Below are 25,524 nucleotides of genomic sequence, written 5' to 3' on the forward strand. Positions count from 1 at the left end.
GAGACTTGAACCTGAAGCAGCGCCCTGACAGGTTCAGGGCGCTGTTTTCTTATTGAGGAATACCCAGACGCGATGACAGAAGTGGCCACACCAGATGCTGCCCTGCAGCAGGCGCAAATATCGATCCAGTCCGGCGACTTCCGGACCGCATCGAAGATTGCCGCAGATGTTCTGGCGCAGCAGCCACAGCACCGGGACGCCCTCTATATGGCTGCGGTCTGCGCACGTTATGAAAACCGGCATGACGACGCCTTCGCCCGCCTCGCCGAACTGAAAACAGCTGCACCGGATTACGGCCGCGCCTGGCAGGAAGAAGGTCATCTCCGGCGCAAACTGGGGGACAATGCCGGCGCGCTGACAGCGTTCGAGCGCGCCACACGTTACAACCCGTCCCTCATTGCCAGCTGGAAGGCCATGGCGGAACTGCACGCTGCGGCTGGCAATTCCGGCGCAGCCAACAATGCGCTCGCCCAGGCACAACGGCTTCAGTCCCTGCCACGCGAACTGCTGGCGGTGACCGACCACATCCATGAAGGCCGTATCTTCCGGGCAGAGGAAATCGCGCGTGCCTTCCTGCAGCGCAATCCCACGCATGTTGAAGGCATGCGCCTGCTCGCCGACATCGGCTCACGCCTCGGGGTTCAGGAGGATGCCGATTTTCTTCTGGAGAGCGCGGTCGAGCTGGATCCGGAAAACATTCAGCTCCGACTTGATTACATCCAGGTATTGCGCAAACGGCAGAAATTCGCTGCTGCGCTGGAACAGGCCAATTTCCTGATGTCCCGCGATCCGGACAATCCGGTCTTTCAATCCCACTACGCCATCGAGAGCATGCAGGCTGGGGACTATGAAACAGCGCTGGCGTATTTCGACCGTGTCTTGAAGGTCCTGCCGGATGATCCCGCGACGCTTGTGTCGCGCGGTCATGCCCTGAAGACCTATGGACGCACGGACGACGCCATCGCATCTTATCGGCGCGCAACCGAAGTCGCCCCCGGCCACGGTGATGCGTGGTACGGGCTCGCCAACCTGAAGACCTATCATTTCACCAACGACCAGCTCTCCGCCATGGAAGCGCAGGCCGCTTCGCCTGACCTTGATCACATGTCGCGTATCCACATCGCTTTTGCCCTCGGCAAGGCGCGGGAGGATCAGAAGAACTATGATGCCGCTTTTGCCGCTTATGCCAGCGGCAATGCACTGAAACACCAGACGATCCGCTACACGACCGAACAGATGCAGGCCGAGCTCAATGCGCAGAAAACGCACTGCTCGGCCGCCTTGTTCGAAAACCAGGGCGGAAAGGGCTGCCCCGCCCCGGATCCGATCTTCATCGTCGGCCTGCCCCGCGCGGGTTCGACACTGATCGAACAGATCCTCGCGTCTCACCCGGAAGTCGACGGCACGCTGGAATTGCCCAACATTCTCTCTCTGGCCCACCGTCTGCGCGGCCGCAGCCAGATAACCGACCGGGACCGTTACCCCCGTATCCTCCATGACATGACCGTCGAGGAGCTGAGCGCCCTGGGTGAGGAATACATCGAAAACACCCGGATCCACCGACAAGACGCCGCTTACTTCACCGACAAGATGCCGAACAATTTCAGGCATATCGGGCTGATCCACCTGATCCTGCCCAACGCGAAGATCATTGATGCGCGGCGCAATCCGATGGACTGCTGCTGGTCCGGCTTCAAGCAACTCTTCGCCGAAGGGCAGGAATTCACCTACAGCCTGGAAGATATCGGTGAATATTACCGGGCCTATGTCGACCTTATGGACCACTGGGACGCTGTGCTTCCGCCGGGGCGCATCCTGCGCGTACAGCATGAAGACGTCCTGGATGACCTCGAAGGACAAGTCCGCCGCTTGCTGGATTATTGCGGCCTGCCTTTCGATGAGCGCTGCGTGAACTTCCACCAGACGGAAAGAGCGGTCCGGACGGCGAGTTCCGAACAGGTCAGGCGCCCGATTAACAAAGGCGGGCTTGAACAATGGCGCCCTTATGAGGCACATCTTCAACCTCTGAAGTCCGCGTTGGGGCCAGACCTCGCGCCAGCTTAGGTTCAAGATATTGAGCAAACGATCTGAAGACGCCCTGATTGCCCTGCGCCGGATACAGCGCGTAACAGAGATGGCCTCAAAGCGCCTCGCCCGGACGGCAGGATTGACCCCGTCACAGCTGAGCGTGCTGCGTATACTCACGGAGTATCCCGAAGTTTCAGCGGGCTATCTCGCCGAGGCCACCCAATTGAAACACGCGACCATCAGCAGCCTGATCGACAAGCTCGAGGCACGTGGCCTCATCTCTCGCCGCAGATGCGATGAAGACAAACGCCGCGTCTGGTTGCGCCTGCTCGACGCCGGCAAGGCCGCGCTGGCCAACGCGCCGGACCCGCTACACGAAACATTTTCGTCGCGGTTCGACGCCTTGCCAGACTGGCAACAGGCCATGCTCATCGCTTCTCTTGAGCAAGTGACCAGCTTGCTGGATGCGCAAAATATCGAAGCCGCCCCAGTTCTGGACATCGGCGAACTCGACAACCACGCCTTGTAAGCCACAAGTTATTATTGGGCGCCGCGGCCGATATATCCCATATTAGTCGCTATACGGACGGCTTGGGCCCGTCCGGACACGCCGAGCTTTCGACCTGCATTGGTGAGATGGAAACGCACCGTCGGGACAGACACGCCCACAATCTTGCTGATTTCATTATCCGTTTTGCCAAGCGCCGCCCACTTCAGGCACTGCACCTCGCGTCGGGTCAGGTCCACGACTTCCGTCAGCCTGGTGTGCGAAACGATCTCCCGGTAAGCTGACAGAAATTTGAGTGTCTTCAGGTGAAGGCTGGGTGCGTGCTCCATGAATATGCTCTTGATACCCGAAATATCCTCGTTCGTTACCCAGGTAATGGCCCCAATGACGCCAAAGGGCATGTAACAAGGGCAGACAATCGCATTGGTAACGCCAAAGAATTCGTATTCAGCGTTATTGTTGAACACTTCCAGCGCCCGATTGGGGCGCCAGCTGTTCAGGGATTTGCCATCAAAATACATCGGCTCAGAACAAATCCGGGATGCGTGGATGAATCCGGATCGCAAGGCAAACGTCCTGTCATTCCAGTAATCCAGATCTGGATCGAACCACTTGAAAAGCGTTTCCGCATATGGCCGACCATCGGAGTCGGATATGGGAGACGGGTCGCTCACATCCGCAGCTGCGGCCATATAGGGAAGCCCGGCGCGCTTCCCGGCACTCACCAACTCCACCGCCATTTCATGCAAGTCTGACGTCATTTCGCCGGATCCGGTATCGGAGCGTGATGTGGAATTCATAACCTATTGGTTCTGGTAGCTTGATGGACAGGGCCTGAAGTCGCTAGCCTCTCGGCTTGCAGGGAGGTGCGTCATGAATCTTGAGCTATCTAAGGAAGATATCGCGTTCCGCGAGCAAGTGCGAGGGTTCCTTCGCGACAACCTGACTCCTTCCCTTGTGGCAGCCGGTCGAAAAGCGACAAGCGTCTTTGTTGAACCCGAATTTACCCTTCCATGGCAGAAAAAACTGCATGCAAAGGGCTGGGCCGCACCGCACTGGCCAAAGGAGTATGGCGGTCCCGGCTGGACGGAGATGCAACGCTATATCTTTGCATCGGAAAGCGCGATTGCGGGTGCCCCGCCACTGGCACCGATGGGGCTCAACATGGTGGGCCCCTGCATCATCGGATATGGCACGCCGGAACAGAAAAACTTCTATCTGCCGCGTATCCTCGCTGGCGAAGATTACTGGTGCCAGGGTTATTCCGAACCACAGTCAGGCTCTGACCTTGCCTCCCTCATGTTGAAAGCCGAGCGCGACGGCGATGACTATGTGCTCAACGGGTCGAAGATCTGGACCACGCATGCCCATCACGCCAACCGGATGTTCTGCCTCGCCCGGACGCGTTTCGACGGAAAGCCTCAGCAAGGCATCACTTTCCTGCTGCTCGAAATGAAGACGCCGGGGATCACTGTCGATCCAATCATTTCGCTGGCTGGAGAGCATGAGCTGAATCAGGTTTTCTTCGAAGACGTTCGCGTTCCGGTGGTCAATCGGCTCGGCGAAGAAAACGATGGCTGGACCGTCGCCAAGTACCTTCTGGAATTCGAGCGCAGCGGCGGATCCTCCGCAGGGCTGGAAGCCGGGCTGAAACGCCTCCGCGAAGCCATACTCAAGGATGGTTTGATCGAGGCGAGCCTTGTGGCCAAGCTGGAACAGGCATCCATCCTGCTCGACGCAATCCGGGTCACGGAACAGCGCATCGTGGCCTCGCTCAGCGCCGGGCGCCCGCCGGGGCCTGCGGCCTCCATGCTAAAAGTCCAGCGGACAGAAATGATGCAACGGATCGATGAGCTGGCGGTCGAAGCCTCCGGCATTTATTCGAACGTCTACGAACCGGCCACCTGGCATCCCGATTCCAATCTCGAACCGGTCGGCACCGAGGCGCTTGTTGTCGCGACGGCGAAGTATCTGAACAACCGCGCGGGATCGATCTACGGCGGCTCCAACGAGGTTCAGCGCAACATCATGGCCAAGGCGGTGCTACGCCTCTAGGTCACCCTATCAACCTTGATAGCTTGTATCGGCAGGGCGTTTCCGGGGACTTTCCCACCAAGCTCCCACTTAAGGGGGTATCGGGAGGAAATTGTGAATCGTCGAACTACTATCTTGAAATCCATGTGTCTGGGCGTCTCGCTGACTGCGATCGCCATCAACCTGCCGGCAATCGCCCAGGAAGCCGACACCGCTGCGCCTGAGGCTGATGCCGAACAGGACAATTCCATGAAACTCGGGTCGATCACCGTGACGGCCCAGCGCCGCGAAGAATCGGCAAATGACGTCCCGATGTCTATTCAGGCCTTCGGCGGCGAACAGCTCGACATTCTGAGGGTCAACGATGTTGACGATCTCCAGACCCTCGTCCCGAGCTTCTCTGTGTCCCAAAGCTACCAGGGCGTCCCGACCTACACGCTTCGCGGCATCGGCTTCAACACGATCAACGTCTCCGCGACCTCGACCGTCGGTACGTATGTCGACGAAGTTGCCTACCCCTATCCATTCATGAACTCAGGACCAATGTTCGATATCGAGCGCATCGAGGTCCTTAAAGGTCCACAGGGTACGCTCTTTGGCCGGAACACCACAGCTGGTCTGATCAACGTGGTCACGAACAAGCCAGTCGACGAGTTCCAGGCCAGTGTATCTGCAGATGTCGGCAACTATGACACCTGGAACCTAGAAGGCATGGTGAACCTGCCGATTTCGGAAAACGTCCAGGCGCGTTTCGCCATACGTAGCGAAAACAGCGACAAGGGCTGGCAGGAATCCGTCACACGGGGCGAAGACCGCGGCACGATCGACAAGCTTGGCTTCCGGGCCGCTCTGGCCATCCAGCCGACCGACGACCTTGAAATCGATCTCTCCTACAATGGCTGGATCAACAAGTCCGACACGATTGCCGGCCAGGGCTTTGCCTTCACGCCTCCGACCGATCCGGCGAACATGACCGCGACATCGGCATTCAATGAACCGGGGCTCGCCGACTATCTCGCCAATATCAATCTCAATAGTGCTGAGCAGGCGGACTGGGCGCCTTACGCGCTTCGCTCGGCGGATATCGGACCTGGCCAAGGGATTGATGGACCGACTGAGGAAGATTCGACCTTCGACGCGCTGAAGCTCGGTGTCAGCTACACGTTCGACAATGACATGCGCCTTGTCTCGCTGACCGGCTACAACAAGCTTGAGCGGGAAGCGGTTCTCGACTGGTCTGGTGTACCCTACCAGATCCTGCTGCAGGACGTCAGCGGTGACATCAAATCCTTCAGTCAGGAGCTTCGTCTCGAAGGCGAAACCGGAAAGGTCAACTGGCTGGTTGGCGGTTATTACGGCAAGGACGAAATCAAGGACGGCAACCGAACACTGCTGCGGGACAATGCGAACTCCAATTTCGTCAGCACAGCAGCCTACCTGCTGACGGTCGATCCAACCCAGCTCGGCTTTCCGGCTTCGGTTGCACCTCTTGTGAGCTTGGTGAACGTCGATCCGGAATCAGGACTGCCTTACTCTGCGGCTGACCTCCTGACGTCGTTCCAGACCTATTACGATACAGGTGATTTTGAATCGACGACCTGGAGCATCTTTGCGAATGCGGATTGGGAGATCACACCGGAACTCTCCGTGACGACCGGCCTTCGCTACACCGAAGACAATCAGGACTATGTCGGTTGCTCGGGCGATGTGAACGGCTCAATGCAGCCCAACGTCAACGTGTTCAACCGGGTGTTCTTCACGCTTCTGTATGGGCTGCAGGCGCCGCCTGCGCCATTGCTGGAAAATTCCTGCAACACGTACGATCAGGCCACCAATTCCTTTGGCGAAGTCGTTTCTGATACGAAGGAAGACAACGTGTCCTGGCGGGTTGTCGCAAATTGGACCCCAGACAAGCTTCCGAACACCCTGTTCTTCGCGTCTGTATCTCAGGGCTACAAGTCGGCCTCCACGCCAGTCAACGCGGCGTCCAAATCCGAGCAGAACGCTCCGGCCACGCAGGAAGACCTCCTCGCCTACGAGCTGGGCGTGAAGGCCAGCCTCTTCGATCAACGCATGCAGGCCAACGCGTCCGTGTTCTATTATGACTACACGGACAAGCAGGTGAATGCATTCTTCCCGGATCCGATCTACCGGGCGCTCGCTCGCCTTCAGAATGCTCCGGAAGGCGAAGCCTACGGCCTCGATGCCGAGCTCACCTGGTTGCTTTCGAGAGAACTGACCGCTGTGGGTGGCCTGACCCTGCTACACACGGAATACGGCAGCTTCGACACGACTGATGCGGCCGGCCTGCCGACGAACATTCAAGGTGATCCGTTCCTCTACAGCCCGGAAACAACGGCCAGCCTGTCGCTGATCTATGACAAGCCGATCACGACCGAACTGGGCTTGCGGGGCGCACTCAGCGGCCGCTGGCAAAGTGACTCGACAGCCGGTGACCCGGCCAACCCGCTCTATGATATCGACTCGTATGGTGTCCTGAACGGAACGATCGGCATCTATTCGCTGAACGACAGCTGGGAGTTCTCGATCTGGGGCCAGAACCTGACGGACGAGTATTACTGGCAGCAGATCACATCGAACGCGAACGTGATCCTTCGCTTCGCTGGCCGTCCCCGCACTTACGGGGCAACCCTCAGCTACAAGTTCTGAGTTCTTCCTCAAACGGGCCGCGTCTCCGGGTTTACCCGGGGGCGTGGCTTCTTTTTTGGAAGATTAGCATTCAGATATATAATGACGCCAACACCATAAAAAATATTGCCGGGAGGAACCGGCGAGTTTCACAGAGGATCTCATGAGCAACGACCGGGCACTGACCAAAGCCGATTTCGACAAGATGCCGACTTTGGGCGACATCGCGCGCTATCACGCACAGGAACGTCCGGATGCGATCGCCCTAAGCTTTGAAGGCCGCGACACGACCTACGCCGCCTTCAACAAAAACACCAACAAGGTCGCAAATGCCTTGCTGGCATCGGGGGTAAGGGCCGGTGAACGCGTTGCCTATGTGGGCAAGAACAGCGACCTCTATTTTGAACTCCTGTTCGGTGCCGCTAAGATGGGCGCTGTCACCCTGCCGATAGGCTGGCGTCTTGCGCCGGCGGAAATGGCCTACATCATCCAGGACGGGCAGGGCTCGCTCCTGTTTGTCGGCCCCGAAGTGGTCGAACAGGTGCAGACGGCGCTAACCGAGCTCGAAAAGCCGCCGAAGGTCATCCTTATGGAAGACGGCGGCCCGGAAGGGTTTGTCAGCTGGCGCGATGCCCAAGGCGATAACGATCCGGAAATTGAGATCTCGCCGAACGCCGTCGCGCTTCAACTCTATACCTCTGGCACAACCGGCCGCCCCAAAGGTGCCATGCTGAGCCACGACAACCTGCTCGGTGGTCGGCGGGAAGCGGCTGATACGGATCTTCCCTGGAACCAATGGGGCCCTGACGACGTCAGCCTCGTCGCCATGCCTGTCGGGCACATTGGCGGGACGGGCTGGGGCATCGTTGGCCTTTTCAATGGCGCCAAGGGCGTCATCGCGCGCGAATTCGATCCGTTCAAAGTCCTCGACTTCATCGAACAGGACCGGATCTCGAAAATGTTTATGGTTCCGGCAGCGCTACAGATCGTCGTCCGGCAACCGAATGCCCGCCAGGTCGATTATTCCCGACTGAAATACATTCTGTATGGCGCCTCCCCGATCCCACTCGATCTGCTGCGCGAGTGTATGGACGTGTTTGGATGCGGCTTCTGCCAGCAATACGGCATGACAGAGACCTGCGGCACGATCGTCTACCTGCCGCCCGAAGATCATGATCCGGCAGGTAACCAGCGCATGCGCGCGGCCGGCATTCCAATGCCCGGCGTGGAAATCCGGATCGAGGACGATGAAGGCAATGTGTTGCCGCCCCACACAGTCGGTGAAGTCGTCACCCGGTCTCGCGCCAATATGAAGGGTTATTGGAACCTGGATGAGGCAACCCGCAACACGATTGCCGGCGATGGCTGGCTGCACACTGGCGACGCAGGATACCTGGATGAGGATGGCTATCTCTATATCCACGACCGCGTGAAAGACATGATCATCTCGGGCGGCGAGAATATCTACCCGGCTGAAGTTGAGAACGCCGTTTACGGTCACCCGGACGTCGCGGAGGTCGCCATCATCGGTGTTCCGGACGAGAAATGGGGCGAAGCCGTCAAGGCCGTTGTTGCCCTGAAGCCTGGTGCACAACCTGACCCGGACTCAATCCTGAAGTTCGCACGTGACCGGATTGCGGCCTTCAAGGCTCCCAAAAGCGTGGAGTTCATCGAAGCCCTGCCCCGCAATGCCTCCGGGAAGATCCTGAAAAAGGACCTCCGCGCACCATATTGGCAAGGCAAGGACCGCGGCGTGAACTAAACTCAACTATCCGGTTCAGTCGCCCGCTTTAAGCGTGGACAGGTAATCAATGATGGCGGCTCGGCGTTCGGATTTTCTTTCGCCCGGATATGCCATGTTCGTACCGTGCACTTTTTTACGGGGTGACTCTATAAAGGCGTCGATATCTTCGGCGGTCCAATCGAAGCCGGCTTCTTTCATGGCTGGCGAATAGCGGAATCCATCCACCGCCCCTGCCGGACGACCGACAATTCCTGCGAGGCTCGGCCCCATGAGGGTCTGTCCAGGAACAACCGAATGGCAGACGGCGCATTGGCGTTTGAAGAGAAGCTCGCCTTCAGATGTCTCGTCTGCACCAGCGGAACCGATGAACAAAGCGCCCATTGCTGCAGCCAGAATCAATTTCGTGCTTGCGAAAGGAGCGTTCATTTCAGTCTGTTTCCCTGCTGATCGAATTATGTGGCCGCCGGTCTATTGTGTTTGAATACCCGCCATTTCCTGAACCGGATATGAAAAATGCGAAGGTGTGTGCACAGTCCCTTTGCACACACAAGGGTGCCAACCTGCCTTCCTGGATATTCGTTGCACGATCAGCGAGCGCCACTGTTCGGTCGTAAGGCAATCCCCCTCACTTTACGGGGTATTGCCTGCTATTTTTAGGTGTAAGTGAGCCGGTCACACGCCGATCCGCACGAAAACATTCATTGCGACAAGGATCCTGCGCGATGTGTGGGCGTCTTCCCATACACTCAGGATTTTGATCAAAAAAAATCTGGATCGCATCTGATCCATCCAAATAACAATTGTGTTACAAAGAGTGGCTCGGGAGCCGGCCAGGTTCAGCGCTACAGAAAATCAGGGATGGGGACGACTTCCGGGGCAAGAGCATTTTTTTGACGCTTTGACGAGGAAGTTCACATGACTAAACACTGGTTCGGCGCATCGTTGGTCGCCTTGTCACTATCTGCTTCATGGGCAAACGCTCAAGAGGCCGCCATCCCTGCCCCGATCGAACCGGAAGAACTGATCACTGAAACAGAGATCGCCCCGGGCCCAAACGTGTTCGTGGTTTCGCCTTCGTGGATTGGCGCCGGGGCCATCTCTATTCTGTCTGCGGAAGATCTCAGCTATAAAGGCAATTTCGCCACGGGCATGACCTCCCAATTCTTCCTCGGCCCAGATGCTGCAGTTGGATATACGGCGTCGGCGTTCCCTGAACGCATTACCTATGGGCCGGTCAAAGCCTACCTCCAGCAATTCGACGTCAAAACGCTGGAAACCACCCAGGAAGTCGAAATTCCACCGCAATTCGCCCAGACCATGGCCCAGCAACCGGGTATGGCGATCAGCGCAGACGGGAAATGGGGCCTTGTGCATAATGCAACCCCCGCGACATCGGTCACTGTGGTCAACATGAAGACCGGCGAAGTCGCCTCTGAAATCCCGAACCCGGGCTGCTGGGGCATCTATCTCGCCGAAAAGGGCCTGAAGTTCTCTAGCCTTTGCGGCGACGGCTCCATGCTGACAGTCGAATTGAATTCCAAAGGCAAGCTGAAGAGCCAAGCCTACAGCGACCCGATATTCAACGTCGATACGGACCCGCTGTTCGTTCATTCACAGCGCATCGATGGCGACCTCGTTTTCTCAACTTTTGGCGGCACGTTCGTGACTGTCTCCGACAAAGGCAAGAAAGCGACAGTGGTCGACAGATGGTCGTATACTGACGGTATCGAGGGAAACTGGGCACCCGGCGGCTATGAAGTCCTCGCCTACAACAAACCGAACGGCATCATGTTTGTCCCGATGCACCCGGACGCCACGGACGGCAGTCACAAGGATGGCGCCGCGGAAGTCTGGGCCATCGACATGAAAGAAAAGAAGGTGCTCTACCGTTCCCACGTGGAGTACATGACCCATATCGCCGTCACTGACGATGCAGAAGCCCCCCTTCTGTTCGGTGTCGATGGGCATGGCGGATCGATCTACCGCTATGAAATCGACCCGACAGCCAAGTTCGCAGCGAAATACACAAATACGCTTCAGATCCAGGACGCCGGTTATCTGGTGGTGAAATAGGCATGTCGCAAAACATGCTCCTTCTCATGCAGACAACCTTCGCCTTCTTCCTGGCGTTGCTGCTCGTGCGGGCTGCCCTGCACAAGCTGGGAGACCGGTATCGCTTCCAGGGCATTCTGGCGGATTATGGGCTATTGCCAGAAGGTTCCCTCAGCAATGCGGCATTTTTCGTTCCGTTGGTCGAGCTGGCAGCGGCGATTCTCCTGATCATGCCTTCCACGCGGCAGACCGGAGCAGCGCTCGCCGGCACATTGCTGACCGGATACGCGATTGTGATGGCAATCAGCCTGGCACGTGGCCAGTATCTGGTGGATTGCGGATGCGGCGGAGCGCCGGAACCCATCAGCTGGGCGCTGGTCTCACGGAACATCGGTCTCGTTGCCTTTATCGTACCGACCGCGACAGGCCTCATCATTCCGACCACCCCAAACCTTGCAATGGATGCAACTTCGCTTGGGATAGCCACACTTCTCCTGCTTCTCTGGATGACTGCGGAAGCGATGCTGGCAAATGCCCGGCGGATAAATGAGGGCATGCCAGGCCCCGCAACGACATGGAGTACTTCGTGATGGTCAGCATTCTAAGTTTCGCGGTTGCCGCACTCTGGCTGATTGTTGTTGCCATGGCTCTGATGATGTGGGTCATGCTCCGCCAGATCGGTGTTCTTTATGAACGGGTGGCTCCAGTCGGGGCCCTGATGGATCAGGCCGGCCCTCAGGTCGGCGAAGCAAGCCCTGTGTTCCCGCTGCGGAGCCTGACGGGTGGCACCGTCCGGGTCGGCGCATCTGGCGCGAAAGCCATGCTGGTCTTCTTTCTGTCGCCTACCTGCCCCGTCTGCAAACAGCTGCTGCCCGCGCTTGCCGGTATCCAGTCCGCGGAGAAGGCATGGCTCGATGTCGTCCTCGCCAGCGACGGCAGTCAGGATAAGCATATCGACTTCATCAATCGTCAGAAGCTGTCGAGTTTTCCTTATGTGCTGTCGACTGACCTTGGCATGGCCTACCGGGTTCAACGCCTGCCTTTCGCAGTCCTCGTCGACCAGGCTGGCATCGTGCAGGCGAAAGGCCTGATCAACAACAGGGAGCAACTGGACAGCCTGTTCAACGCTCTGGATGCGGGCGTGGCCTCATTCCAGCAGCTGAAATCGATCCGGGAGGCAGGTTAATGCCCGGACACAAGTAGCTAAAAAACGGATCGCATTGAAACAGACGATGAAAATTCAGGAGAGATAAAAGTGTTGAAAGTCATTGAACGGATTCAGGACGCCCTCAGCGGCTTCGTTGAAAACACCGCCCGGCGCAGCGCCCGGCAGTTCGGACGCCGCAGCGCGCTCGCCAAAATGGGCGGCGTAATGGTCGGCGGTGCGGCCTTTTCGGCCCTGCCATTCGACCGGGCCTGGGGCGCTACACCAGCTGCTGGGGATGGGACCTTTGACGATAAGAGCTGCGACTACTGGCGCTACTGCGCGCTGGACGGTTTTCTCTGCACGACAGCCGGCGGCAGTAAATCAAGCTGCCCGGTCGGCGCCGAAGCCTCGCTGGTCTCCTGGGTTGGCACATGCCACAACCCCGGCGACAAGCGGGACTATCTGATTTCATACTATGATTGCTGCGGCAAGACGGCGTTCTCCGGCGCCCAGTTCTGCCTCCGCAGTGAAGGCGAACGGCCGGCATATTCAATGGGCCTCCACAACGACATCAACTGGTGCATGTCCAACGCAAACAAGGGCTACCACTGTACGGTCGCTCTCGTGGTCGGAGTTGCCGAATAATGACCCTTCGGACGCTCTTTACCGGCATCAGCATCGCAACGCTGTTGGGCGTGACCATGCCATTGGTCACGTCAGCCGAACCACAAGCGTCCTACGGTCTCGACGACCATGACAAGGTCGTCCGTAAAATGACGTCGCCGAAATCTCTCTATATGCTGAAATGTTCGGGATGCCACCGGGTGGATGGCAAGGGAGCGCCAGAAGCCGGCATTCCACCATTCCCCGGTTTCATCGCGCCCCTCGCCCGAAATCCGGACGGTAGAGTGTATATCGCTCACGTGCCGGGTATTGTGGGATCGAGGCTGTCAAATGAACAGCTCGCCGATGTCCTGAACTACGTCATTGACGAGTGGGCGGGTGAAGACGCGTCTGACACACCAAGGTTCACGGTAGAAGAACTCGCAGAGCTTCGCGAGACACCTGTCACCAATATCGTCGAATACCGGCGAGACGTCGTGAACCAACTAATCGAGTCCGGTGATCCGGTTGCTGATTATCCATGGCCCTGATCCGGCGGGATCGGTCATGAACATCATTGTCCAGCCAACGGAGGCTGGAAAATAGACGGTACTCAGTCTGGGGCAGACTGAAGAGCCAATAACAAAAAGGGAGCGAGTATCTGAGCAGGCGCCTTCGCATCGCGGAGGGGCACAGGAAAGTTTTGTTCAAAATTGGGAAGATAGACATGCGTGATGAAGTAATTGGTATGTTTAAGCGGATATCTCTGCCGCGAGCCGGTAAACTGCTCCTCGGAACTTCAAGTTTGTCATTGGCAATGTCGTTGGCTTTCGCACCCGTTGCGCATGCGGACGACGAACCAGCGGGCGAAAACCTGATGTTCGAGAAGGTGACTGTGACCGCGCAAAAACGCGAACAGGATCCACAGGATGTCGGTATCGCCATCACGGCTCTGAATGGCGACCAGCTGGAAGCGCTGGGCTACACCAACGCTCAGGATATCGCAGCCTTCTCCCCCGGTGTCGTTTCGGTGCAGCCAAACGGCGAGGGCAGCTACTCCTTTGCCATTCGCGGCGTTGCCAACAACGACCTGTCAACGAATGTTGAAAGCCCTGTCGCTGTCTATGTCGACGAAGTCTACATCAGCCAGATGTCTGCAACCGGCTTTCTGCTATTCGACATCGACCAGGCGGAGGTTCTGCGTGGTCCCCAGGGCACACTTTTCGGCCGGAATGCCACGGGTGGTCTGGTCCAATACACCACAGTCAAACCGCAAAGAGAATTCGGCGGCTTCGGCAGCGTCTCATACGGTGAGTATGACGACCTGATGATGGAAGGCGGCATCAATATACCAATCAATGACTGGATCTTTGCGCGTATTTCAGCGGCCCAGCACACTTCGACCGGTTACATCACCAACCGCGAACACCCGGAGCAAAAGCTCAATAACAACGATGACTACGGCATCCGCTTCCAGCTTCTTATGGAACCGACTGACAGCCTCAGCATCCTACTGAATGCCCGGGTCGGTGGTCAGGAAATCCGCACTGGTTTCTTTGAATACAATTCCGCTGTGAATGGTGGTGGCCAGTATACTCCGGGCGTACTGAACGAACTCCTCGGCAACTACGAAGACACTGACAATGATGTCTGGGCTGGCGACTATGATACGCGCGGGCACAACATTTCTGATACCGAAGGCTACACCGCCACGATCAACTGGGATGTCGGTGACTGGAAGATCACATCGATCACAGACTACCAGACCAACTTCCGTGACTACATCGAGGACACGGACGCAACGCCTGTCCGCGCTTACGAATACTTCCAGACCAACGACGCGGAACAGTTCTCACAAGAACTGCGCGCAGCAACGCAAATCGGACCAGTCGATTTCGTGGCAGGCCTCTACTACATGGATCTACAGAGTAAGGACTCGACCGGAGGCATCGCGCCACTTCTTTACACTGATCCTGACAATGGCATCGACGAAACTACGGTGATGACCGACCCGACGCTCGCGAATGGCGACCGAACGCCGTCGGAATCTTCCACCAAGTCTGCATCGATCTTTGCGCAAGGCGAATATGCCTGGAAGAATTTCACCTTCATCGGTGGCCTTCGCTATATTCAGGAGAAGCGAGACTTCATCTCTGCCCGGGAAGACGTACACTTCGACGAAAATGCGACCAGCGGCCTCGATCCGCGCACAAGCGTGGTCTACACCTACTCGACCTTCGATCCGGCTGAGCGTGACTTCGACATGTGGTCGTGGCGCCTACAGGCCAACTGGCAGCCTACGGAAGACTTGCTAACCTATATCAGCTACAATCGCGGCGTTAAATCCGGTGGCTTCAGCCAACCGCCTTACGACCCACAGGATCCACTGCTGACGTCTCCGGAACTTCTCTCCTATGAGCCTGAAGAACTGGACGCCTACGAGATTGGTGCGAAGTGGGATGCGATCCCAGGGAAGCTACGCATCAACGGTGCCGCTTATTTCTACGACTACGGCAACTACCAAGCCTACACGAACTTCCCGGGCAGTCTGGGCAGTGCCACCATCAATGCGCAGGCAGAGAACAAAGGCGCCGAAGTTGAAATCCAGGCGGCACCAATTGACGGTCTGACAACTCAACTGGGTATCGGATATGCCGACATCGCGGTGACGGACGTGCTCGGCTTCGAAGGTATGACTCTGACTTCGGTGAACTCACCGGAGTGGAACATCAACGGCCTCATCCGGTATGAATTTCCGGTCGGTTCCGCTGGCGACCTCGCCTTGCAAGCGGATGCGCAGTACCAGTCCGAACACTATTTCGGTCTCAACGTAACGCCGGCAACGACGGAAGATGGCTATACCGTCGCCAACATCTCTGCGACCTGGCTGCCAGCCGATGCGAACTGGAAGTTCGGCGTCTCAGTGGAGAACGTGTTCAACGAGGAATATCTCGTGCAGACCTTCGACCTCTCCGACTGGATTGGCATGATCGAGGAGTACTACGGCAAGCCACGCTGGGTGAGAGCAAAACTGAGCTGGGAGTTCTGAGGTCTCCCTGTGGATGGGGCGGGGCGGTTTTGCCTCCCCGTCAATTCCTGCTCCACCCCACCTGTCCCAGCCCCCTGACGAACGCCTCCGGCCCTCCATATCGCATGGATGGTCCGGGACGATCATTCAATGCTCAGATTGCCCCAGCGCACCTGTATTCGGGAGATGAGGCTTGACGCCGCCGCAAGGATGCCAAGTCTGCGGATTGTACCGCTCGGAGTCGCTGCCCCTTCATGCTCAACAAGCTTTTTGATCTGGAAAACCGGGGCACCACGGCCCGGACGGAAATCGTCGCTGGCATCACGACCTTCCTGGCTATGTCCTACATCATCTTTGTGAACCCGGATATTCTGGCAAACGCCGGAATGGACAGAGGGGCGGTGTTCGTCGCGACTTGCCTTTCTGCGGCCATCGGCTCCGCCATCATGGGGCTCTACGCCAACTACCCCATCGCGATTGCACCCGGTATGGGGCTCAATGCATATTTCACCTATGGTGTCGTCATTGGTATGGGGCTTTCCTGGCAGGTGGCGCTTGCAGCGGTTTTTCTGTCGGGTGTCATTTTTGTTGCTTTAAGTCTGCTGCCAATTCGCGAGTGGATCATCAACGCCATTCCGCTGGAGATGAAGATGGCCATCTCCGCAGGCATTGGCCTGTTCCTGATCATCATCGGGCTTACGGGTGTCGGTATCGTTGTCTCTCATCCGGCCACGATTGTGGGGCTCGGTGACCTCTCTCAGACGCCCGCCCTGCTGGCGATCTTTTGCTTCATACTGATCGGCGTTCTTGAAGCACGCAAAGTGCCTGGCGGAATCTTGATTGGCATCCTCACAACAACCTTGATCGGTGTCATTGTTGGAGCTTCGCCGCCACCAGGACTGTTATCGATACCGCCTTCGATTGAGCCGACTCTGTTTGCCATGGACTGGTCCCAGGCACTGGAAATCGGAATTGCCGTCGTTGTGATCTCGTTCCTGTTTGTCGACATGTTCGATACTGCCGGAACACTCGTATCTGTGGCACATCGGGCCGGTCTGCTGGACGAGAAAGGACACGTTACAAACCTCCGACGCGCTCTGGTCGCCGACAGCACGGCAACAGTTGTTGGCGCCGCGCTGGGAACGTCGTCCGCTACCAGCTATATTGAAAGCATCGCTGGCGTAAAAGCGGGTGGCCGGACTGGACTGACAGCTCTCACGGTGGCGGGACTTTTCTGCCTTGCCTTGTTCTTTGCGCCCCTAGCAGCGGCAATCCAACCTTACGCGACCATGCCAGCCCTGGTTTATGTGGGGTGCCTGATGGTTGGAGGTCTTACCCATGTGGACTGGCAGGAACCGACCTCGTTCATGCCCGCAGTCATCACCGCCGTCGCGATGCCCCTCACCTATTCCATCGCGAACGGCATCGGATTGGGCATCATTGCTTATGTTCTACTGAAAGTCGGCGCAGGCAAATGGAAAGAAGTCGGCCCGGGAGCACTCGTACTCGCTGCGGCTTTCCTGATGAAGTTTGTGTTCCTGGATTCAGTCTGACCGGAAAGGCGGCCGCATAGCATGCAACGGATACTTCTTCGCGCGCTGACGCCTCTGTTGCTGTGTATGATGGCGGCATTTTCCAGCGCCTGCACAATGCCTCCACCAGGAACAGCCTTCCAGCCGTGCACTGACGAAGCAGCATACGGCGCGTGCCTATTCGATGAACGGCCCAGAATTGCGGTCGCCACGGCATATGCCCCCGAATTCTCCGTCCTCCTTCCTTCCCTCGAGGGTGCGGAAGAATACCAAATTCACGGCGTCTCATATTGGACCGGCGAGTTGGGCGGCCAGCCAGTGGTGCTGTTCATGACCGGCGTCAGCGTCGTCAACGCGACGATGAACACCCAGAGACTTCTCGATGATTTCAATATCACGGATATCGTGGTCAGCGGTGTTGCTGGAGGCGCGGACCCGAGCCTGTCGATTGGCGATGTCATCGTTCCCGCGCGATGGGCAAAGTATGATGAAACCACTTATTTACGGGAAACGGTGCCCGGTGTTTTTACCGCGCCTTTTCCGGGGGTCCGCCCTTTAGTTCCGCCCTACGGCTTCATCGGAACACGCGGTGTTCGGGTCACAACCACCAACGACCCCACGCCCGCCCCCAGACTCTGGTTTGAAGTAAATTCCGATCTGCTTGCGATTGCCAGTACAGCCTCGGCAAAAGCGGAGCTCAAACGTTGTGACACAGACAATCTTTGTTTACCCACCGAACCCAGCTTCCACTTTGGTGGGTCCGGTGTTTCTGGCTCTGTATTCATGGATAATGCCGATTACCGGAATTATCTCCATGAAACTTTTGACGCACAGGTCATAGAAATGGAGACCGCTGCCATCGCGATGGTCGCCTATTCAAATGATGTCCCGTTTATCGCGTTTCGCAGCGTCTCGGACCTTGCCGGTGGCGGAACAGCCACGCAAAATGAGATCCGGGCATTCGAGCATCTCGCAGCCAGGAACTCCGCCGCACTTGTGATCGCTTTCATGGAACACTTTCCAAAGTGATAGGCTTTGGAAAGTGTTTTGTCTTGCCAGCCCTAAAAGGCGCCGATTACCGGGCGCCTTGTCCGTCATCGACGCGAATGCACGTACCAGTCACAGCATCTGACGCCGGGCTCACAAGATAGAGCAATGTCGAGTCGAGTTGGGCAGGGTTGCCGATCCGCTTACGCGGAAAATGCTGGGCGATATCGCCCATCCGGCTCAACATTCCATCCATCATTTCTGATTCAAAGGCGCCCGGTGCAATCGCATTGACGTTGATGTTGTTGCGCGCCCATTCGACCGAAAGCGTCTCCGTTATCCGGACAACAGCTGCTTTCGACACGGAATAAAGCGCTGCACCTTCCCCGCGATAGCTATAAGCTGCAGAAGACGCGATATTGACGATACGTCCCGGATGTCCCGCAGCCATCAATCGCCGGGCGACTTCGCAGCTAAGGACGAATGGGGCACGCACGTTGATATCGAGCACACGATCGATCAGATCGATTTCCATCTTGTGCGCACGCTGTGCATCCGGAATGCCGGCATTGTTGACAAGTATTGTTACGAGCCCGAGTTCGGCCTCAGCCTTCGCGACGCTTGCGATCATCTGATCCGCATCGGTCGCGTCCATCTCGATGGCGACGGCGTCTCCACCATCTTTCCGTATTTCGTCAGCCAGCGCCTCCAGACGGTCGAGACGCCTGGCAGCCAGCGCGACCTTGGCCCCGCACTTCGCAAGGACCTTGGCAAAACGAAGACCAAGCCCGGACGATGCGCCAGTCACAAGCGCAGTTTGCCCTGACAGATCCGTCGAAGCGTTTGGAAGAGGATATTCCATTACTTACGTTTCCCACTTGTCGGTATTTCCTTGAACGGAACATTTTTGTCGACGCGAATGTCACCGGGCAGGCCGAGCACACGTTCCCCGATAATGTTGCGCAGGATTTCGTCTGATCCGCCCTCGATACGGGTCGCGGGCGATCGCATAAGCATGGATTGGAAGCGTCCATTCTGAGGACTACTCTCATCCCATAGAACGCCTGCCTGTCCCTGAAGATCCAGCGCATAGATCGAAAGGTCCTGCATCGTCGCACCCGCAACTAGCTTGCCGATCGAGTTCTCCGGTCCTGGCGTCTCGCCTTTCGACAGCGCCGTGATGGCACGCATGCCGGTATATTTAAGACCACTCTGACGCACAGCGAATTGAGCGAGTTTCGACCGAACGGATGAATCCTCAACCGCCGGGCGTCCATCCACTTCCGCCTCCATGCAGAACCGGAACAGTTCCGGGAAGCCAGCAGACATGCCGGAACCGATGGATAGGCGCTCGTTCATCAGTGTGGTCAACGAAACTTCCCATCCCTGCCCCACAGCGCCGAGGCGCTGCGTGTCTGGAATGCGAACATCTGTGAAATAGACCTCATTGAAACCGGAGGCACCATTTGCCTGTTTGATCGGCACGACCTCAACGCCCGGCGTCCTCATCGACAGGAAGAACATCGTCAGACCTTTGTGCTTCGGCACGTCCGGATCTGTCCGGGTAATCAGAAGCCCCCAGTCAGAATTCTGTGCCCCACTGGTCCAGATTTTCTGACCATTGATGATCCAGTCACCCGATCCGTCATCGGCTTTCACCGCACGGGTACGAAGGCCCGCCAGATCAGAACCGCCGGCCGGCTCCGAGAAGAGCTGGCACCAGATCTCCTCGCCGCTGGCGAGTGGCGGCAGGCGCTCGCGCTTCTGCTCTTCCGTCGCCCAGGCCATGACCGTCGGCCCACACATGCCGTGACCGATGGTGAACGGCCCCGACAGGGCAGCGTAAGGCCCTTCTTCCTGTCCCCAGATCACACGCTCAATCGGTGTGCGGGCAGCACCGCCATATTCCTTCGGCCAGTGGAGACAGGCCCAGCCTGCTTCGGCTTTTTTCTTCTGCCAGGCCTTGCCAGCGGCAATCGGGTCTTCGCTGACCACGCCGCTGGAACCAAAATTGGCGCGGCGCAGTTCAGCTTCCAGATGCTTCGGCGCATTGGCGTCGATCCAGGCCCGTACTTCCTTTCGGAAAGCTGCTTCTTCGGGTGTGTCTTCGAAATCCATGTCCCTGCCCTTTCCTTAAGCTGCTGTTTCGGCGTTGCCAGCGCTCATGCGCTCAATCAGTTCGCTTTCCCACGTGGAGAGCGATCCGAGGGCCAGCGCCAGACCATTGGACCGCCGGTAAAAGAGGTGGCAATCAAACGCCCAGGTGAAGCCCATGCCGCCATGCACCTGAATGTTATTCTTGGAGCAATGCTGGAAAGCCGTTGTTGCCGAGACCCGCGCCGTGGCTGCCGCGACAGGCAGCTCCGCCGGGCTCGAGCCGAGCGCCCAGGCACCATAGTAGCAGTTGGAACGCGCCAGCGTGGCAGACACATACATGTCCGCCAGCATGTGCTTGATCGCCTGGAAAGAGCCGATCGGGCGTCCGAAAGCCATACGCTCCAGCGCATAATCGCGCGCCATTTCCAGAGCCCGGTCAGCGCCGCCCAATTGCTCGAACGCCATCAGGACCGCAGCACGATCGATCACTTGCGTCGCGATGTACCAGCCATCACCCGTCGCACCCAACGGCTCAACAGACACGTTTTCGAATGTGATGCGTGCCTGGCCACGGGTCGGGTCAATTGTCTCGAGCACCTCACGCGTAACGCCGTCACCTGCAAGAGAGGCAAGATACAGTGAAATGCCACCTGCCTCATCTCGTGCGGCAACAATAGCGAAGTCCGCGTCAAACCCATCGGCAACCGGCATTTTGGCGCCGGAGAGTTTTCCGCCTTTTACACTCGCAGCAATCTTGTCTGGTCGAACGCGTCCCTGGCCTTCGACCAGGGCGAAAGTCCCGACAGCTTCACCAGACGCCAGTTTTGGCAGCCATTCTGACTTCTGGTTCTCGGAACCTGCCAGCAGAAGAAACTCTGCCGCGAGATAGATTGAAGATGATACCGGCACGGGGGCGAGTACCCGGCCAAGTTCTTCCGCGACGACGCACAGTTCAAGATGGCCCAGACCAACGCCGCCATACTCCTCGGGAATGGCAGCGCCGAGCAGACCCATCTCGGCAAGTCCGGCGTAGAGCGATTTATCGTAACGCTCATCACCCTCAAGAATAGCCCGAACGGCTTCAGGTGGACATTTTTCGCTCAGGAAGCGGCGCACCTGATCGCGCAATTGCTTCTGCTCGTCGGAGAAGTCGAGGTTCAATTTACCCTCCCGGTTTTACGAATATCCGGAGTGTCCAAGTCCACCCGGCGCAGGTCAAGCCATGCCGCCAAGGCATCCTCTTTCTATTCCCGGTGCTCCCTATCAGGAGTAGTTTGGCTTCCGCTTTTCGAAGAACGCCGCAATGCCTTCCGCGAAATTGGGATCGTTGGCGGTCAGGATCTGATTACGATCTTCAATGGCCATTGCAGCTTCAAGACCTGCCACATCGACCGCAATATTCAGACCGTCTTTAGTGAGACGCAGTCCGAGCGGTGTTGCGTGAAGCATGTCTTCCACAAAGCCGTCCGCTTCTTTACGCATCTCACTGCCGTGAACGACCCGGTTAGCCAGACCAATATCCATTGCGCGCTGCGCCGAAATGAAACGCCCGGTCAGCATGTACTCGCTTGCCAGCGACATCCCGACCATACGCGGCAGGAAGTACGACACGCCCATGTCGCAGGAAGAGAGGCCAATCCGGATGAAGGCCGCATTCATGCGCGCATCTTCTGACAGGATCCGGATATCGGACGCCAGCGCCAGCGCGAATCCGCCGCCGCTCGCAGCGCCCTGAACAAGGCTGACAATCGGCTGCGGACATCGGCGCATTGCGACGTAGATCTCGGCAATGGAGCGTTGATTGTCGAGGCCCTGCTCGACGCTGCGTCTCCCGCGATTCTCGGAAGAGTCCTTGAGATCCAGACCTGCACAGAACGCCCGGCCAGCGCCTTCCAGCACGACGACGCGAACGGACCGGTCGAAATAGAGGGATTGAAAAACCTCTCGCAGCTCCGACACCATTTGAGGGTTCAAGGCATTCAGCCGATCAGGCCGGTTCATCTTGATATTAAGGACCTGGTCTTTCTGCTCCAGAATGAGCGCCTGATAATCTGACTTCATGGTGTCTGGCCTCCGTGTTTCCTCCTGCAGACTCTGAGGTGGAGAAGCACTTCAGCGCAAGGCCTTTCGTTGCGGAATGACGCTCCGTAGGCCTACGATCTCGCGCTGGAAACCAACAAACCAGCATTCCCCAAGGGCAAGCAAAAGTCACCCCATATTTGGTCCCAAGTACGCGGAAAAAAGCTTGTGGAACCAACCAGACACCCCGTAACTTCACCCTCGGAAACGAAACGACAAATGCCCGCATTCGCGAGAAGCGCCAAAGAGCCACGAAGATCCCGATGACCATTGCGACAACCAAGTATCCCCACCTCTTTTCTCCGCTTCAGGTCGGAAAAACGACAATCAAGAACCGTGCGATCATGGGATCGATGCATACCGGTCTTGAGGAACAGGAGGATGGTCACATCCGCATGGCTGAGTTTTTCGCAGAACGGGCACGCGGTGGGATCGGCCTGATCATTACAGGCGGAATTTCCCCGAACGAAGAAGGTGGACTGGGCGCGAAACTCACAAACGCCGAGGAAGTCGCCCGGCACCGGGTCATTACGGATGCCGTTCATGAGGCCGCGCCAGACGCGCGGATATGTATGCAGATCCTGCATTCCGGTCCACTCGCGCCGCACGACAAATGCGTCGCCCCCTCACCCGTTAGGTCAAGGATCGCGCGCTTCGTTCCCAACGAACTTGACGAAGAAGGCATAGAAAAGCAGCTCTCCGATTTCGCCAACTGCGCCAAGTGCGCGAAGGACGCCGGCTATGACGGCGTTGAAATCATCGGATCCGCCGGATACCTGCTGTCGACCTTCCTGGTCCAGAAAACCAACCTTCGCACGGATCGCTGGGGCGGTTCATTCGAAAACCGCATGCGCTTTCCGCTGGAAGTGGTGCGCCGGGCCCGAGCGGCCGTTGGCGAAGACTTCATTATCATCTTCCGCATAGCTGCCATGGACATGCTGCAAGGTGGTATGTCGTGGGAAGAGATCGTGGAACTCGCCCACGAACTGGAAAAAGCGGGAGTTTCCATCATCTCCACGCATTTTACCTGGCATGAGTCAGCTGTCCCAACCATTGCCACGATGGTTCCCCGCGCAGCATTCACCAGCGTGACGGGGCGCCTTAAAAAAGCGGTCAACGTTCCAGTCATTACGAGCAATCGTATCAATATGCCGGATGTTGCAGAGGCTGTTCTGGAACGCGGGGATGCCGATCTGGTCTCCATGGCTCGCCCGATGCTCGCCGACTCCCAATTCATGAAGAAGGCGGCTGAAGGACGGGAAGACGAGATCAATACCTGCATCGCCTGCAACCAGGCGTGCCTGGATCACACGTTTGGCGGAAACCAGGAAGTCAGCTGTCTGGTCAATCCCCGCGCATGTCACGAGACCCAACTGGAGTACAAACCCACCAATGCACCGAAGCGCATTGCCGTTGTCGGCGCAGGCCCAGCGGGTCTCGCCTATTCTACAATTGCAGCGGAACGCGGACACGAAGTCGACCTGTTTGACCAATCCACCGAAATCGGCGGCCAATTCAATCTTGCGAAAAGCATTCCGGGTAAAGAGGAGTTTTACGAAACGCTACGGTACTTCAAGCGGCAGCTCGAAGTGACCGGCGTCAATGTGAAACTTGGGAAGCGTGTCGATTCCAACTTCCTCAAGTCGGGCGGCTATGACGAAATCATCTTCGCAACCGGCATCAGCCCGAGAACGCCAGCGATTGAAGGCATCGATCACCCAAGTGTTATCGGCTACATCGACGCGATCATGGGCAACAAGCCTATCGGAAAGCGCGTTGCGATTATCGGCGCTGGCGGTATCGGCTTCGACGTCGCCGAGCTCATCACGCATGTTGGCAAATCATCGGCGCTCGACATCGAAAAGTTTGCGAAAGAATGGGGCATCGACTTCAAGAACCACCCGCGAGGCGGCGTGACCGGCGTTGAGCCGATCGTCGAAGAATCTCCGCGGGAAGTCTGGCTGCTGCAGCGCAAGAACACGGCTGTTGGCCGAGGACTTGGCAAGACAACTGGTTGGACACACCGCCTGACGCTCAATCGCAAGGGCGTTCAGATGATACCGGGAGTCACATATGAACGGATCGACGACAAAGGCCTGCACTGCCTGATCGACGGACAACCCAAGACACTGGAAGTCGACACAATCATCCTGTGCGCCGGACAGGAGCCTCTGCGAGATGTGTACAGCGAGTTCGAAGGCGCAACGGACAATATAGCACTTGTCGGAGGCGCTTTCGAGGCCGCGGAACTCGATGCGAAGCGGGCTATCAACCAAGCCGCCCACATGGCGGCAGAAGTCTAAGCTCCCATAAGCAGCTGTCCGCTGCCTCATAATCTTATTGTGGCCATGCCAATTCTCGAGGGAATGGCATGGCCATTTTCGTTCTGAACACAAACATTGAACGACCGCCTCTCTCAGAATGCTCTGACCGATATCCGGACCGAGATCTGAGCTACCCCGACGTCACACCTATCGGGGCTTATCCGGCGCTTGCTGAAAATATTGGAACATGTTCTAGTTTTATCGAAAAGGGAGACAACGACATGCCAACCAGTCAGCTTTCAAGAGTCCGCAAGTCCATTTTGCCGGCTGCCGGCGACACATGGCAAAGTATTGCCAGTCGCGAACTTTCGGACATGAAGACTGAAGAGGGCGTGTCCAGCCTGCAAAGCTGGAACCTGCATGTTTTCATGCGCTCATCGGGCGCGGTTGGCGGCCCCAAGTCGGGCAACCCCATCTTGCCGAGCGATGTCATCTTCGTCGAACCACCCATGAGCGATGCATGAACACCGCCAAGATCCGGGAAGTGCACATTGCCGCTGCCCATGATGGTGAAGCGGAACTTCTGGTGACACTGGAATACGCCAATGGCGGCCGGACGCAGGTGACGCTCGACGAGTTCGCCGCTCGCGCCCTGCTCTCGAGCTGCCAGGCCGAGAGACCGGATGATCTCATCGGAGCCGACTGGGTGCTCGTGCGTGATGCCCTCATCGCCTCTTCAGAACGATACGCAGACAACACAACAAACGAATAA

Annotated in this window: 22 protein-coding genes; 16 read left to right on the plus strand and 6 right to left on the minus strand. The window is 57.5% G+C overall.

The features are described from left to right. Positions 1-72: 72 nt before the first annotated feature. Together HY26_RS08650 and HY26_RS08655 are read left to right on the plus strand one after the other, a co-directional pair. Positions 73-2,064: a tetratricopeptide repeat-containing sulfotransferase family protein gene (locus tag HY26_RS08650; RefSeq protein ID WP_112073404.1), complete on the plus strand. Its 1,992-nt coding sequence runs from the start codon at positions 73-75 to the stop codon at positions 2,062-2,064. 10 nt (positions 2,065-2,074) lie between these two features. Beyond that, positions 2,075-2,557 (plus strand): MarR family winged helix-turn-helix transcriptional regulator, encoded by a 483-nt coding sequence (locus HY26_RS08655; RefSeq protein WP_233351580.1) that lies wholly within the window; start codon positions 2,075-2,077, stop codon positions 2,555-2,557. An 11-nt stretch (positions 2,558-2,568) separates the two neighbouring features. Here HY26_RS08655 and HY26_RS08660 read toward each other — a convergent pair whose 3' ends face one another. After that, the gene (locus HY26_RS08660; protein ID WP_233351581.1) at positions 2,569-3,336 is read right to left on the minus strand and encodes a helix-turn-helix transcriptional regulator; all 768 of its coding nucleotides are present in this window, start codon (positions 3,334-3,336) and stop codon (positions 2,569-2,571) included. A gap of 73 nt (positions 3,337-3,409) precedes the next feature. Here HY26_RS08660 and HY26_RS08665 point away from each other — a divergent pair, with 73 nt between their 5' ends. The 3 genes from HY26_RS08665 (at position 3,410) to HY26_RS08675 (ending at position 8,981) form a co-directional block, all read left to right on the plus strand. Beyond that, on the plus strand, positions 3,410-4,591 hold the full coding sequence (locus tag HY26_RS08665; RefSeq protein ID WP_112073405.1) for an acyl-CoA dehydrogenase family protein: 1,182 nt from the start codon (positions 3,410-3,412) through the stop codon (positions 4,589-4,591). Positions 4,592-4,684: 93 nt separating this feature from the next. Further along, positions 4,685-7,240 (plus strand): TonB-dependent receptor, encoded by a 2,556-nt coding sequence (locus HY26_RS08670; RefSeq protein WP_233351582.1) that lies wholly within the window; start codon positions 4,685-4,687, stop codon positions 7,238-7,240. A gap of 142 nt (positions 7,241-7,382) precedes the next feature. Further along, positions 7,383-8,981: a fatty acid--CoA ligase gene (locus tag HY26_RS08675; protein WP_199288546.1), complete on the plus strand. Its 1,599-nt coding sequence runs from the start codon at positions 7,383-7,385 to the stop codon at positions 8,979-8,981. 15 nt (positions 8,982-8,996) lie between these two features. Here the strand turns inward: HY26_RS08675 and HY26_RS08680 are convergent, their stop codons facing one another. Next, complete coding sequence (locus HY26_RS08680) at positions 8,997-9,362, minus strand: cytochrome c family protein (RefSeq protein ID WP_158531457.1); 366 nt, start codon at positions 9,360-9,362, stop codon at positions 8,997-8,999. Positions 9,363-9,878: 516 nt separating this feature from the next. Here HY26_RS08680 and HY26_RS08685 point away from each other — a divergent pair. From HY26_RS08685 to HY26_RS08720, 8 genes are all read left to right on the plus strand, one after another. Beyond that, on the plus strand, positions 9,879-11,036 hold the full coding sequence (locus HY26_RS08685) for an amine dehydrogenase large subunit (protein ID WP_112073408.1): 1,158 nt from the start codon (positions 9,879-9,881) through the stop codon (positions 11,034-11,036). Positions 11,037-11,050: 14 nt separating this feature from the next. After that, complete coding sequence (locus HY26_RS08690) at positions 11,051-11,605, plus strand: MauE/DoxX family redox-associated membrane protein (RefSeq protein WP_158531458.1); 555 nt, start codon at positions 11,051-11,053, stop codon at positions 11,603-11,605. After that, complete coding sequence (locus HY26_RS08695; RefSeq protein WP_034768469.1) at positions 11,605-12,201, plus strand: redoxin domain-containing protein; 597 nt, start codon at positions 11,605-11,607, stop codon at positions 12,199-12,201. The genes HY26_RS08690 and HY26_RS08695 overlap by 1 nt, the downstream gene beginning before the upstream one ends. A 69-nt stretch (positions 12,202-12,270) precedes the next feature. Next, positions 12,271-12,807 carry a methylamine dehydrogenase light chain gene (locus HY26_RS08700; protein WP_034768320.1) on the plus strand — a complete coding sequence of 179 codons (537 nt, stop codon included), beginning with the start codon at positions 12,271-12,273 and terminating at the stop codon, positions 12,805-12,807. Further along, positions 12,807-13,316, plus strand: a complete 510-nt coding sequence (locus HY26_RS08705) for a cytochrome c (RefSeq protein ID WP_051600185.1) — start codon at positions 12,807-12,809, stop codon at positions 13,314-13,316. Before HY26_RS08700 ends, HY26_RS08705 begins: the two co-directional genes overlap by 1 nt. 272 nt (positions 13,317-13,588) lie before the next feature. After that, positions 13,589-15,814, plus strand: a complete 2,226-nt coding sequence (locus HY26_RS08710) for a TonB-dependent receptor (protein ID WP_158531459.1) — start codon at positions 13,589-13,591, stop codon at positions 15,812-15,814. Between the two features lie 233 nt (positions 15,815-16,047). Further along, positions 16,048-17,346 (plus strand): NCS2 family permease, encoded by a 1,299-nt coding sequence (locus HY26_RS08715; protein ID WP_034768318.1) that lies wholly within the window; start codon positions 16,048-16,050, stop codon positions 17,344-17,346. Between the two features lie 21 nt (positions 17,347-17,367). Further along, positions 17,368-18,354, plus strand: a complete 987-nt coding sequence (locus HY26_RS08720) for a 5'-methylthioadenosine/S-adenosylhomocysteine nucleosidase (protein ID WP_112073410.1) — start codon at positions 17,368-17,370, stop codon at positions 18,352-18,354. A 46-nt stretch (positions 18,355-18,400) separates the two neighbouring features. Here the strand turns inward: HY26_RS08720 and HY26_RS08725 are convergent, their stop codons facing one another. The 4 genes from HY26_RS08725 to HY26_RS08740 form a co-directional block, all read right to left on the minus strand. Continuing rightward, on the minus strand, positions 18,401-19,174 hold the full coding sequence (locus HY26_RS08725) for an SDR family NAD(P)-dependent oxidoreductase (protein ID WP_034768316.1): 774 nt from the start codon (positions 19,172-19,174) through the stop codon (positions 18,401-18,403). After that, the gene (locus HY26_RS08730) at positions 19,174-20,430 is read right to left on the minus strand and encodes an acyl-CoA dehydrogenase family protein (protein WP_034768314.1); all 1,257 of its coding nucleotides are present in this window, start codon (positions 20,428-20,430) and stop codon (positions 19,174-19,176) included. The genes HY26_RS08725 and HY26_RS08730 overlap by 1 nt, the downstream gene beginning before the upstream one ends. 15 nt (positions 20,431-20,445) lie before the next feature. Then, positions 20,446-21,570, minus strand: coding sequence for an acyl-CoA dehydrogenase family protein (locus HY26_RS08735; RefSeq protein ID WP_034768313.1), 1,125 nt, complete (start codon positions 21,568-21,570; stop codon positions 20,446-20,448). A 102-nt stretch (positions 21,571-21,672) separates the two neighbouring features. Continuing rightward, the gene (locus tag HY26_RS08740; protein ID WP_112073411.1) at positions 21,673-22,470 is read right to left on the minus strand and encodes an enoyl-CoA hydratase/isomerase family protein; all 798 of its coding nucleotides are present in this window, start codon (positions 22,468-22,470) and stop codon (positions 21,673-21,675) included. A 281-nt stretch (positions 22,471-22,751) separates the two neighbouring features. On the opposite strand from HY26_RS08740, the gene HY26_RS08745 reads away from it, so the two are divergent. The 3 genes from HY26_RS08745 (at position 22,752) to HY26_RS08755 (ending at position 25,524) form a co-directional block, all read left to right on the plus strand. Next, positions 22,752-24,791, plus strand: a complete 2,040-nt coding sequence (locus HY26_RS08745) for an FAD-dependent oxidoreductase (protein WP_112073412.1) — start codon at positions 22,752-22,754, stop codon at positions 24,789-24,791. Between the two features lie 68 nt (positions 24,792-24,859). Further along, positions 24,860-25,276 (plus strand): hypothetical protein, encoded by a 417-nt coding sequence (locus HY26_RS19225; RefSeq protein ID WP_233348838.1) that lies wholly within the window; start codon positions 24,860-24,862, stop codon positions 25,274-25,276. Beyond that, positions 25,273-25,524, plus strand: a complete 252-nt coding sequence (locus HY26_RS08755) for a hypothetical protein (protein WP_034768307.1) — start codon at positions 25,273-25,275, stop codon at positions 25,522-25,524. The genes HY26_RS19225 and HY26_RS08755 overlap by 4 nt, the downstream gene beginning before the upstream one ends.

It is taken from the genome of Hyphomonas sp. GM-8P (assembly GCF_003263315.1).
Classification (GTDB): Bacteria; Pseudomonadota; Alphaproteobacteria; order Caulobacterales; family Hyphomonadaceae; genus Hyphomonas.

Excerpts from the sequence above, each read along its gene's own strand:
- HY26_RS08755 (WP_034768307.1), top strand. The coding sequence starts at position 25,273 with ATGAACACCGCCAAGATCCGGGAAGTGCACATTGCCGCTGCCCATGAT.
- HY26_RS08705 (WP_051600185.1), top strand. The coding sequence starts at position 12,807 with ATGACCCTTCGGACGCTCTTTACCGGCATCAGCATCGCAACGCTGTTG.
- HY26_RS08745 (WP_112073412.1), top strand. The coding sequence starts at position 22,752 with ATGACCATTGCGACAACCAAGTATCCCCACCTCTTTTCTCCGCTTCAG.
- HY26_RS08730 (WP_034768314.1), bottom strand. The coding sequence starts at position 20,430 with ATGGATTTCGAAGACACACCCGAAGAAGCAGCTTTCCGAAAGGAAGTA.
- HY26_RS08740 (WP_112073411.1), bottom strand. The coding sequence starts at position 22,470 with ATGAAGTCAGATTATCAGGCGCTCATTCTGGAGCAGAAAGACCAGGTC.
- HY26_RS08660 (WP_233351581.1), bottom strand. The coding sequence starts at position 3,336 with ATGAATTCCACATCACGCTCCGATACCGGATCCGGCGAAATGACGTCA.
- HY26_RS08690 (WP_158531458.1), top strand. The coding sequence starts at position 11,051 with ATGCTCCTTCTCATGCAGACAACCTTCGCCTTCTTCCTGGCGTTGCTG.
- HY26_RS08685 (WP_112073408.1), top strand. The coding sequence starts at position 9,879 with ATGACTAAACACTGGTTCGGCGCATCGTTGGTCGCCTTGTCACTATCT.
- HY26_RS08650 (WP_112073404.1), top strand. The coding sequence starts at position 73 with ATGACAGAAGTGGCCACACCAGATGCTGCCCTGCAGCAGGCGCAAATA.
- HY26_RS08665 (WP_112073405.1), top strand. The coding sequence starts at position 3,410 with ATGAATCTTGAGCTATCTAAGGAAGATATCGCGTTCCGCGAGCAAGTG.
- HY26_RS08725 (WP_034768316.1), bottom strand. The coding sequence starts at position 19,174 with ATGGAATATCCTCTTCCAAACGCTTCGACGGATCTGTCAGGGCAAACT.
- HY26_RS08695 (WP_034768469.1), top strand. The coding sequence starts at position 11,605 with ATGGTCAGCATTCTAAGTTTCGCGGTTGCCGCACTCTGGCTGATTGTT.
- HY26_RS08720 (WP_112073410.1), top strand. The coding sequence starts at position 17,368 with ATGCAACGGATACTTCTTCGCGCGCTGACGCCTCTGTTGCTGTGTATG.
- HY26_RS08675 (WP_199288546.1), top strand. The coding sequence starts at position 7,383 with ATGAGCAACGACCGGGCACTGACCAAAGCCGATTTCGACAAGATGCCG.
- HY26_RS08715 (WP_034768318.1), top strand. The coding sequence starts at position 16,048 with ATGCTCAACAAGCTTTTTGATCTGGAAAACCGGGGCACCACGGCCCGG.
- HY26_RS19225 (WP_233348838.1), top strand. The coding sequence starts at position 24,860 with ATGGCCATTTTCGTTCTGAACACAAACATTGAACGACCGCCTCTCTCA.